At 69.7% G+C, this 10,729-nt stretch carries 9 protein-coding genes and 1 pseudogene; 5 read left to right on the top strand and 5 right to left on the bottom strand.

All coding sequences use genetic code 11. The features are described from left to right. Positions 1-4: 4 nt before the first annotated feature. The 3 genes from VGN45_RS00155 to VGN45_RS00165 are packed head-to-tail and all read right to left on the bottom strand — an operon-like array spanning position 5 to position 3,509. Positions 5-1,246, bottom strand: coding sequence for a glycosyltransferase family 1 protein (locus tag VGN45_RS00155; RefSeq protein ID WP_327458181.1), 1,242 nt, complete (start codon positions 1,244-1,246; stop codon positions 5-7). Further along, positions 1,243-2,538 (bottom strand): glycosyltransferase family 1 protein, encoded by a 1,296-nt coding sequence (locus VGN45_RS00160; RefSeq protein ID WP_327458182.1) that lies wholly within the window; start codon positions 2,536-2,538, stop codon positions 1,243-1,245. Before VGN45_RS00160 ends, VGN45_RS00155 begins: the two co-directional genes overlap by 4 nt. Next, on the bottom strand, positions 2,538-3,509 hold the full coding sequence (locus tag VGN45_RS00165; RefSeq protein WP_327458183.1) for a KpsF/GutQ family sugar-phosphate isomerase: 972 nt from the start codon (positions 3,507-3,509) through the stop codon (positions 2,538-2,540). Before VGN45_RS00165 ends, VGN45_RS00160 begins: the two co-directional genes overlap by 1 nt. Before the next feature lie 106 nt (positions 3,510-3,615). Between VGN45_RS00165 and otsB the strand changes: the two genes are divergently transcribed. The 3 genes from otsB to VGN45_RS00180 are packed head-to-tail and all read left to right on the top strand — an operon-like array spanning position 3,616 to position 7,606. Then, positions 3,616-4,404 carry a trehalose-phosphatase gene (gene otsB / locus VGN45_RS00170; RefSeq protein ID WP_327458184.1) on the top strand — a complete coding sequence of 263 codons (789 nt, stop codon included), beginning with the start codon at positions 3,616-3,618 and terminating at the stop codon, positions 4,402-4,404. Further along, positions 4,401-6,185, top strand: a complete 1,785-nt coding sequence (locus VGN45_RS00175; RefSeq protein WP_327458185.1) for a glycoside hydrolase family 15 protein — start codon at positions 4,401-4,403, stop codon at positions 6,183-6,185. The genes otsB and VGN45_RS00175 overlap by 4 nt, the downstream gene beginning before the upstream one ends. Further along, positions 6,182-7,606 (top strand): alpha,alpha-trehalose-phosphate synthase (UDP-forming), encoded by a 1,425-nt coding sequence (locus tag VGN45_RS00180; RefSeq protein WP_327458186.1) that lies wholly within the window; start codon positions 6,182-6,184, stop codon positions 7,604-7,606. Before VGN45_RS00175 ends, VGN45_RS00180 begins: the two co-directional genes overlap by 4 nt. Here VGN45_RS00180 and VGN45_RS00185 read toward each other — a convergent pair. Then, the gene (locus tag VGN45_RS00185) at positions 7,603-8,214 is read right to left on the bottom strand and encodes a glutathione S-transferase family protein (protein ID WP_327458187.1); all 612 of its coding nucleotides are present in this window, start codon (positions 8,212-8,214) and stop codon (positions 7,603-7,605) included. The genes VGN45_RS00180 and VGN45_RS00185 overlap by 4 nt on opposite strands. A 143-nt stretch (positions 8,215-8,357) precedes the next feature. Here VGN45_RS00185 and VGN45_RS00190 point away from each other — a divergent pair, with 143 nt between their 5' ends. Continuing rightward, on the top strand, positions 8,358-9,083 hold the full coding sequence (locus VGN45_RS00190) for a YafY family protein (protein WP_327458188.1): 726 nt from the start codon (positions 8,358-8,360) through the stop codon (positions 9,081-9,083). On the opposite strand, the gene VGN45_RS00195 is transcribed toward VGN45_RS00190, so the two are convergent. Then, positions 9,077-10,279: an acetyl-CoA C-acyltransferase gene (locus tag VGN45_RS00195; protein ID WP_327458189.1), complete on the bottom strand. Its 1,203-nt coding sequence runs from the start codon at positions 10,277-10,279 to the stop codon at positions 9,077-9,079. The genes VGN45_RS00190 and VGN45_RS00195 overlap by 7 nt on opposite strands. Before the next feature lie 263 nt (positions 10,280-10,542). Here VGN45_RS00195 and VGN45_RS00200 point away from each other — a divergent pair. Next, positions 10,543-10,729 (top strand): annotated as a pseudogene (locus tag VGN45_RS00200) (cell envelope biogenesis protein OmpA); the annotation flags it as partial.

Genomic DNA, 10,729 nt, shown 5'->3' on the forward strand with positions numbered 1-10,729 from the left:
GACCCTATCGGCCTTCCGGCAGGCCCGCCAGCTTGGCGACGAGGGCGAAGTGCTCGGCCCAGGTCGGCGCCGCGAACGTCGGCCCCGCGACGGGCGCGGCGCAGGAGGCCTCGATCGCCGCGGCCCAGCCCGGACCGTCCAGCGGATCGACCAGCCGGGCGCCGCGCGCCAGCTCGCGATGCACCGGAATGTCCGAGGCGATCACCGGCACGCCGAGGGACAGAGCCTCCAGCGCCGGCAGGTCGAATCCTTCCACGGCCGAGGGGGCCAGGACGGCCCGGGCCCCCGCCATCAGCCGCGCCAGCGCCGCGTCCGGCAGCTCGGCTGCGTGGTGCACCAGCCCCTGCAACGGCGGCGACCGCTCCAGATGATCCAGGATCGCCTCGTTTTCCCACCCGTGCCGCCCGATCAGGGCCAGGCGCGGCGCGACGGGGCCCAGGCGCTCGGCCAGCCGTCGCCAGACCGTCAGCAGGAAGGCCAGGTTCTTGCGCGCCTCCAGCGTGCCGACGCAGACGAACCAGGGTTCCGCGTCCGGCGTCCAGCGCGGCGCCGCGAACACCGGCTCCAGCCCCAAGGGCGCGGCCGCGATCGGTGGCGGCGTCAGGCGTTCCTGCTCCACGAACCGCTCCAACGCGCCGGCGGTCGTGGCGGAGTTGGCGATCACCCCCGCGGCGTCGGTCAGGGCCGCGCGCACGCGGTTCCGATGGCGCGGACCTTCTCCGGGCCGGCAGAACTCCGGGTGCGAGACCGGGATCAGGTCGTGGATCATCACGAAGGACTTGACGCCCTGCGACCTCAGCCGCGCCAGGCCATAGGAGCCGTCCAGGGGCGCATGGCCGACGTCGACATATCGGTCGCCGCGCCGGAGTTCCGGCAGGGGACGCGTGCGAAGAAGGCGCTCCACGGTGCGTCGACCCCGGCCGGGTTCCGCGTCTTCCGGACGCCCCATCAGCGATCGGATGGGGCGCGCGCCCGTCAGCGCCCTGCGAAGCCGGGTCTCCTCGACCGACGGCACGGCGTCCGGACCTCCCGTCCACCGGCGGGCCACCTCGTCCAAGCTTTCGGCGACCCAGCGCGGCTCCAGCGCAGTCATGCGAAGGCGGGTGGTGTGGACGGGGATCAGGGTCACGCCCTTAAGCCCGCGAAGCCAGCGGTCGTAGGCCAGGCAGACCCGATCGACGCCCGTGGGAGCGCCCCGGTCCCGCCGACCGATCAGGCGGCCGACCTCGAACAGGACCCGCGTCACAGCACCCGCGCGTACAGCTCGGCCAGCCGGGCGCGATGCGCCTCCGGGCTGAACCGGGCCGCCTGCACGCGCCCGCGCGCCACCAGATCGGCGGCCAGGGCGTCGTCGGCGTCCAGCGCCCGGATCGCGCGCGAGATGGCCCCCGGGTCATAGGGATCGACCGTCAGAGCCGCGTCGCCGGCCACTTCCGGCAGGGCGGCGACGTTCGAAGTGATCACGGGCGTGTCCAACAGCATGGATTCCAGCACCGGCAGGCCGAACCCTTCGTAGATCGACGGAAAGATGGTCCCCCGCGCGCCGCGGATCAGCGAGACCAGAAGCGAAAAGGGGAGGTGGTCGAAGGCGCGGATGCGCCGCCGCGCGGTCTTGCCCTGACGACGATGAGCCTTCATCAGCGCCATCTCATCCTCTTCCAGCCAGCCCTTGCCGCCGACCACGATCAGGGGGCGCGTCGAACCGGATGTCAGATAGGCCTCCACCACCCGGCCGAGGTTCTTCTTCGGCTCGATGGCGCCCCAGTGCAGCCAGTAGTTCTTCCAGCCAAGGTCGAAGGCGGACAGGAGCTCGGCGGACACCTCCGCTTCAGGGCGATCCCGCAGCCGGGCGGGAATCTCCACCGCCTGCCAGGTTGTGATCAGCTTCTCCTCCGGCACGTCCAGCAACCGGATCACGTCCTGCCGGGTCGCCTCCGACACGACGGCGACGGCGTCGGCCCGACGCGCCGCCTCTCGGCACAGGCGGAAAAAGGCGCGCTTGTCGTCCAGTGTGGTGTGCGGCAGCCGCAGGGGGATCAGGTCGTGAATCGTGAGCACGTTCGCCCGCCCGGTCGCATGCAACGGCAAGGGCGTGGTCCAATGCACGACGTCGGGGCGTCCGACGGCCGGATGCTCGGCGAAGCGAAGGGGCGTGAACCGGCGCTGGGCGGCGAAGGCCTTCTGGGCGGTCGTGAACAGTCGCTGAGCCGTCCAGAAGGCGTGGGCGCGAGGACGCCCCCCGCCCTTGGCCGGCCAGATCACGTCGTCGGAGGCCGAAACGGCATGCGCCGTGCGGCCGACGTTGGCGGACGCCAACCCGGCCAGGCGATCGATCGCCTTCTCCTTCGTCTCACGCGCGTCGATCAGGCCGATCTCGTTGAACAGCGGCCTGTTCGAAGGCTTCGCCTGGGGGCCGTAGAGGATCTGGGTTTCGTGCCCCATGCCGTCCAGCGCGGTCAGCAAGTTGCGGCCATACGCGCCTATGCCGGTCGTCCTTCTCAGACCGATGTTGAAGCCGTCGACGCAGATGCGGGCCATCAGCTGACGTAGCCCGCCTGCATCAGCTCCGCGACGTGCATGATGGCGACGGGCCGGGCGTCCTCGACCACCAGCAGAGTGGCGATGCGGTTCTGGGTCATCAGGTCGAGCGCGTCGCTCATCCGGGCATCCGGGTGCACCGTTTTGGGGTGCGGGCTCATGAGATCGGCGGCCGTCAGCGTCTTGACGTCGCCGTCGCGGGAAAAGGCGCGGCGCACGTCGCCGTCGGTGACGATGCCGCCCAGAGTCCCGTCGGCGTTCAGCACCGCGACGGCGCCCTTGCGCCCCTCGGTGATGGCCGAGATCACTTCCACGAACGACGCGGACAGCTCGACCGTGGCCGGCAGGGGCGGCCTGTCGCCCATCCAGTCGCGCACGCTCTGCAGGCTCATGCCCAGCTTGCCGCCGGGGTGGTGCAGGCCGAAGTCCTGGGCCGTGAAGCCGCGCCGGTCCATCAGCACCATGGCGAGCGCGTCGCCCAGCGCCAGGCTCATCAGCGTCGAGGTCGTGGGGGCCAGGCCGTTGGGACAGGCCTCGGCCACCTGCGGCAGCGTCAGGCAGACGGTCGAGTTGCGGCCCAGGAAACTGTCGGGCCTTTGGGTCATGCCGATGACCGGAATGCCCTTGCGGCGGCAGAAGATCAGCGGATCGCGCAGCTCGCGGCTCTCGCCCGAGTTCGACAGGGCCAGCAGGGTGACGTCGTCGCGCAGCATGCCCAGGTCGCCATGGCTCATCTCCGCCGGGTGGACGAAGAAGCTGGCCGTGCCGGTCGACGCCAGGGTGGCGGCGATCTTGCCGCCGATGTGCCCCGACTTGCCCATGCCGGTGACGATCAGATAGCCGGGGCGCGACAGCACCACCTCCACCGCCCGGGCCACGGCCTCGCCCACGGAGGCTTCGAGCGCCTGCAGGGCCGAGACGTTCAGGCGGACCACCTCGCGGGCGCGATCGATCATGGCGGCGTCGTTCATGGCTCCGGTTTCGCCCATCGCGCGGCCCCGCACAACGGGCGGCGGGCGTTTCGCGGACCCGGACTTTCTCGGAACCTTGGCCGTAGGGGCACGTTCGGTGGGCGTCATGGGGATTGCAGAACCGACGCTCGACGCCGCTCCGCCGGCCGCCGAAGACCCGCCCGCGCGCCTCCCGCCGCCGCCTGACGTCCTGCCCGGAGGCGCCCTCTTCCTCGACCTCGACGGCGTGCTGGCCCCGCTGGCGGCCACGCCCGACGCCGTCCGCGCCGACCCCCATCGCTCGGCGGTGTTGCGCGCCCTGTCCGAACGGCTGGAGGGCCGCGTGGCCATCGTCAGCGGGCGCCCGCTTGAGGAGATCGATCGTATCGCCGACGGCGCCGTGACCTCCGCCTCGGGCGTGCACGGGCTGGAGCGCCGACGCGCCGACGGCACGCTTCTGGAGACCGAGCCGCACGAGGCGGTTCAGGAAGCCGTCGCCGCCTTCCAGGCCTTCGCCCGCGACCGTCCCGGGCTGATCGTCGAGAACAAGGACGTGGCCGCCGGCCTGCACTATCGCGGCGACCCCAGTCACGCCGAGGCGGCGGAGGCGCTGGCTCGCGACCTCGCCGACCGCACGGGGCTGAAGCTGCAGCCCGGCAAGCTGGTGCTGGAGCTGAAGACGCCCGGCGCCGACAAGGGCACGGCTCTGACGGCCTTCATGGGCGAGGCCCCCTTCGCCGGCGGCGTGCCCGTCATGGTCGGCGACGATCTGACCGACGAGCACGGCTTCCGCGCCGCCGTCGCGCTGGGCGGTTTCGGCGTGCTGGTCGGCGAGCCGCGCGACACGGCGGCCCGGTATGGTCTGGCCGACGTCGAGGCGGTTCTGGACTGGCTGGAAAAGGTGCGCGCCGCATGATCCCGAACCTCGATCTGGCCCCCATCGGCAACTGCGCGATCAGCGCCCTGGTCGATCGGCGTGGACGATTCGTCTGGGCCTGCGCGCCGCGCGTCGACGGCGACCCGGTCTTTTCGGCCCTGATGGACGGACACGATCCCGACCACGGCTTCTGGGACGTGGAGCTGGAGGACTGCATCCACGTCGAGCAGGCGTATGTGCGCAACACGCCGGTGCTGCGAACCGTCATGACGGCCGGGGACGGCGCCTCGCTGGAGCTGCTGGACTTCGCCCCGCGTCACCCCAAGCACAGCCGGACCTATCGGCCGCTGGCGTTCGGGCGGGTGCTGCGGCCCCTGTCCGGCGCGCCGCGGGTGACGGTGCGGCTTCGTCCCTCGGCGGGCTGGGGCGCGCGACGGGCGGAGACGACCAGCGGGTCGAACCACGTCCGTTACCTGTGCACCGACGTCACCTTCCGGCTGACGACCGACTGTCCCGTGTCGCACGTCCTGAACGAGCGGACTTTCAGGCTGGAAAAGCCGCTGGCCTTCTTCTTCGGCCCGGACGAGGGCTACGATCAGGACGTCGGCCCGGGCGTGCAGGCCGCGCTGGACCGCACGATCGGCTATTGGCGCGAGTGGGTGCGCAAGCTTTACCTGCCGCTGGACTGGCAGGAGGCGGTGATCCGCGCCGCCATCACGCTGAAGCTGTGCGCCTATGAGGAGACGGGGGCCATCGTCGCGGCCCTGACCACCTCGGTGCCCGAGTTCCCGGAGAGCGGGCGCAACTGGGACTACCGCTACTGCTGGATCCGCGACGCCTACTACGTCGTGCGGGCGCTCAACCGGCTGGGCGCGGTCGACATCCTGGAGAACTACCTCGGCTATCTGCGCAACCTGGTGGACGATTCCGGCGGCGGCCATGTTCAACCGGTCTACGGCGTCGGGCTTGAGGCCGAGATCGACGAGCGGATCGTGGAAAGCGTCGAAGGCTATCGTGGCATGAAGCCGGTGCGCGTCGGCAACCAGGCCCGCGAGCACCTGCAGCACGACGTCTATGGCCAGATCGTCCTGCCCCTGGTGCAGAGCTTCTACGACCAGCGCCTGATCCGGCCCGGCACGATCGAGGACTTCCGCGCCCTGGAAAAGGTCGGCGATCGTGCCTTCGAGATGCACGACCAGGTCGACGCCGGCCTGTGGGAGTTCCGCACCATCGCCCGGGTCCACACCTATTCGTCCGTCATGTGCTGGGCCGCGTGCGACCGCCTGTCCAAGGCGGCGAAACATCTGGAACTGGAAGACCGAGCCGAGCACTGGCGGGCGCGCGCCGCGAAGATCCGGGAACGGATCGAGACGGAGGCGTTCCTGGAGGACGAGGGCCGCTTCGCCGCCAGTTTCGGCAATCGCGAGTTGGACGCCAGCCTGTTGCAGATGACCGATCTGGGCTTCCTCGACCCGATGGACCCGCGGCAGGTCGCCACCTTCGACGCCATCGAACGCGACCTGAAAAAGGGGCCGTACCTGTTCCGCTACGTCGAGCCGGACGATTTCGGCGAACCCGAGACGGCGTTCAACTTCTGCACTTTCTGGTTCATCGAGGCCCTGCACCAGAACGGCCGCGACGAGGAGGCTCGGGAAATCTTCGAGCAGATGCTCAGTCGCCGGACGCACGCCGGCCTGCTCAGCGAGGACATTTCGCTGAACGACCACGAGCTGTGGGGCAACTATCCGCAGACCTATTCCCTGGTCGGCATCATCAACTGCGCCATCCTGCTCAGCCGGTCGTGGACCGACGTCAGATGACCGGCCGGCTGATCGTCGTCTCCAACCGCGTGTCGGCGCCGAAGGATTCGGCGGCGGGGTCGGCCGGCGGTCTGGCCATGGCGCTGTCGGCTGCGCTCAGGAAATATGAGGGGCTTTGGTTCGGCTGGTCCGGCGAGACTACGGAGCACTGGACGCCGGAGGCAAAGATCGAGGACCGCGGCGGCGTCACCGTGGCCCTCGTCGACCTGGAGGCCCAGGACGTCGATGAATACTACAACGGCTACGCCAACAGGACGCTGTGGCCGCTGTTCCACCACCGCGTCGACCTGACGGCCTACGAGCGGTCCTATGGCGAGGGATACGAGCGGACCAACGCGCGGTTCGCAGAGGCGCTGGCGCCGCTGATCCGGTCAGACGACCTGATCTGGGTGCACGACTATCACATGCTTCCGCTGGCCCGGGATCTGCGGCGGCTGGGAATCCGCAACCGGATCGGCTTCTTCCTGCACACGCCGTGGCCGGCGCGGCAGCTGCTGGTGACCCTGCCGCACCATCGACGGCTGGTTGAGTCGATGTTCGACTATGATTTGATCGGCTTTCACACGCGCGAATGGCTGGACCTGTTCCGAGACTACGTCGCGTCGGAGCCCAGCGTGAACGGCCGCCTGCTCCCCCTCGACGCGTTGGAAGCGTTCGGCAAGACGGTCCAGACCGGCGTCTTCCCCATCGGCATCGATGTGGCGGGGTTCGAGCAGGCGCGAAACTCGGCCCTGGGCGCCCGCACCTACGACCGGATGATGGCGTCCACCGCCTTCCGCAAGCTGATCGTCGGGGTCGATCGGCTCGACTATTCCAAGGGGCTGGAGCAGCGCCTGCTGGGTTACGAGCAGTTCCTGGAGACGCATCCGTCCATGCGGTCGGAGGTGCTGTTGCTGCAGGTCACGCCGATCAGCCGTGACGAGGTGGACGCCTATCAGGACATCCGGGGCCGGCTGGACGCGCTGGCCGGCCGCATCAACGGCGAATACGCCGAGATGGACTGGCAGCCGATCCGCTATCTGAACCGCACCTATCGCCGCGACCAGCTGGCCGGCATCTATCGCGCCGCTCGGGTGGGGCTCGTCACCCCGCTGCGAGACGGGATGAACCTGGTCGCCAAGGAGTTCGTGGCGGCGCAGAACTCAGAGGATCCCGGCGTGCTGATCCTGTCGCGCTTCGCCGGCGCGGCCGAACAGATGGGCGAGGCCCTGCTGGTCAATCCTTTCAGCCGCGAGGAGCTGTCGGACGCCATACACCGGGCGTTGACCCTGCCCCTGGCCGAACGCCGCCGGAAGTGGGAGGCGCTGATGCAGGTGGTGCGCGACACCGACGTCTCGACCTGGCGCGACGACTTCGTCGCCACGCTCAGGTCGGTCGCTCGGCCGTCGGACGACGACGGCGCCGCGCGGGCGGCGGCCTAGGCCGCCGCTTCGGTCGTCTGCGGCGCGTCCTTGGCCATGGCGCGGGCGTTCGCCGGGCGGGCCGCGACGCGGGCGACGTAGGCGTCCAGAAGGTCGTCCTTCGGCGCGTGCTCCAGCCCCCAGGCCAGCGCCCCGCCGACCATCACGTCCACCGCCGTGAACCTGTGCCCCATCAAAAAAGGCCCGTGTTTCAGCGCGGTCAGAATGCGGGCGTTGACCTGGTCGTAGCGCTTGCGGGCCAAGGGATCGGTCTCGGTGCGGCCCTCGATCTTCGACCAGTAGGCCGGCTCCATCTCGCCGGCGGTCCAGGCCAGCCACGTCAGATAGGCGCCGCGTTCGGGCGACCCTACCGGCGCGCCCAGGTCGACTTGCGGAAACAGGTCGGTCAGATACAGGGCGATCGCCGCCGATTCCGTGACCAGCGCCCCGTCATGCATCAGCGCCGGGACCTTGCCGTCAGGGTGCAGGTTGGCCGGGTCGGCGCGGCCCGAGCCCGACATGGCGCGGAAGATGTCGACGTGCTCGATCGCATAGGCGGCGCGGAGTTCCTCCAGCAGCCAGACGATGCGGCCGGACCGCGACTGGGGCGCGTGAAACAGGGTGAGCATGAACGTTCCTCCTCGCAGGCGGCCCCTCGCCGCCGGTGGGGATTGATCTACTGCCACCTTGCTGCCAGCATGCTGTCAGCAGCCTTCGCGCATCCTGCCCTCAAGCAGCGAGGCCCCGCGGGCCGAGCGGTAGGGCCACAAAGATGAGACGCGCCGACAGGCTGTTCCAGATCATCCAGGTGCTGAGACGGGCGACCAAGCCGGTGACGGCCGACGCCATGGCGGCCGAGCTTGAGACGTCGAAGCGGTCGATCTATCGCGACGTCGCCACCCTGATGGGTCAGCGGGTGCCGATCCGGGGCGAGGCGGGCATCGGCTATGTTCTGGACGGCGGCTTCGACATGCCGCCCCTGATGCTGACGTCCGACGAGGTCGAGGCGGCGGTGCTGGGCGCGCAATGGGTGGCCGGTCGCGGCGACCCCGCCTTGGCGCGGGCGGCACGGGATCTGATCGCCAAGATCGCGGCGACGGTGCCCGAGAAGCTCCGGCCCGTGCTGCTCGAACCTGCCGTCGCCTCGCCGCCGACGTGGAAGCGCGAGGTCGAGACGCTGGACATGGGCAAGGTGCGCGCCTGGATCCACGCCGGGCGCAAGCTGCGTCTGCAGTACGCCGACGAGCAGGGCCGCGAGACGGTGCGCGTCATCTGGCCCTGCCTGGTCGGCTATCGGGACACGACGCGGCTGCTGGTCGGCTGGTGCGAGACGCGCGACGACTTCCGCACCTTCCGCACCGACCGCGTGGTCGAGGCGGAGTTTCTGGACGACCGCTATCCCCACCGTCCGGCCGTGTTGCGGGGGCGCTGGTACGCCAAGATGGAGGCCGAGCGCCGCGAATGGGAGGCGACGCAGGCCACCGGCGCGGCTCAGTAGATCTCGAACAGCCCGGCGGCCCCCATGCCGCCGCCGACGCACATGGTGACGACGCCCCATTTCGCGCCGCGCCTCTTCCCCTCGATCAGGACATGGCCGGTCATGCGGGCGCCCGACATGCCATAGGGGTGGCCGATCGAGATGGCGCCGCCGGAGACGTTCAGCCGGTCGTTCGGAATTCCCAGCCGATCCCGGCAGTACAGCACCTGCACTGCAAACGCCTCGTTCAGTTCCCAGATTCCGACGTCGCCCACCGTCAGGCCGTGGCGTTCCAACAGGCGCGGCACGGCATAGACCGGCCCGATGCCCATCTCGTCCGGTTCGCAGCCCGCGACGGCCATGCCGGCGTAGCGGCCGAGCGGATTCAGGCCCCGCCGCGCCGCCTCCTTCGCCTCCATGATCACGCTTGCCGAGGCGCCGTCCGACAGCTGCGAGGCGTTGCCGGCCGTGATGAAGCGGCCCTGTTCGATCTTCTCTCCGCCGCCGAAGACGGGCTTCAGCGACTGAAGCCCTTCCAGCGTCGTGTCCGGGCGGTTCCCCTCGTCCTTCGACAAGGTGATTTCCTTCGCTGAGGTCCGACCGGTGGCCTTGTCCACGACCTGCATGGTCGTGGTCATCGGCACGATCTCGGCGTGGAGCCGTCCTTGGGCCTGGGCATGGGCCGTCCGCTGCTGGGACTGCAGGGCGTACTCGTCCTGCGCCTCGCGGCTGATGCCGTAGCGCTCGGCCACCACCTCGGCGGTCTCCAGCATCGACATGTAGATGTGCGGCGACAGCGTCAGCAGCGCCTCGTCCTTCATGCGGAACAGGTTCATGTGCTGATTCTGGACCAGGGAGATGGACTCCAGTCCGCCGCCCACCGCCGTCACCTGGCCGTCGTGCGTCACCTGCTTCGCCGCCGTGGCGATGGCCATGAGGCCCGAGGCGCATTGTCGATCCAGAGTCATGCCCGCCGTGGTGGCCGGCAGCCCCGCCGCCAGCGCGATCTGGCGGGCCACATTAGCGCCGGTCGATCCCTGTTGCAGGGCCGCGCCCATGACCACGTCCTCGACCTCCGCGGGATCGATCCCGGCGCGTTGCACGGCGTGACGCACCGCGTGAGCCCCCAGGCTCTGCGCCTGGGTGTCGTTGAAGGCGCCGCGATAGGCGCGCCCGATCGGCGTGCGGGCGGTGGAGATGATGACGGCTTCGCGCATGAGGGCCTCTCGAATGACGGGGCCATCCTAACGCCCTGACTCGACGGAAAGGCAACGGGATCTGACCAAGCCCGACCGCATCCCGCTATGCGCGACGTCGAAATCGCTCGATCCGCGGCTTCGAATATGTTGAAACGGCGCCACAGTCGCCTTGAGTGTGTTCGAAAAGGGAACCGGCTGTCACGCTCTCCGTTTCGGGGTCCGTAGTGGCCCTTGAGGGGGCACCTCGGGCTGCCTTTGGCATCATAAACGTGAGGACCACGATGAAACTGAAACTTTTCACCACGGTCGCGGCCGCCGGCCTGATGGCCGCTGGCGCGGCGTCTGCGGATCCGCTGGGCTGGTACGGCGCGATCGACGCCGGTTGGCACAAGGCCGAGGCCTCGGGCTTCGAGCTTGGCGGGACGTCGACCGAGAACGAGTTCGAGCTGAAGGAAGACTGGGCGGCGT

The organism is Brevundimonas sp. (genome assembly GCF_035999125.1).
Lineage (GTDB): Bacteria > Pseudomonadota > Alphaproteobacteria > Caulobacterales > Caulobacteraceae > Brevundimonas.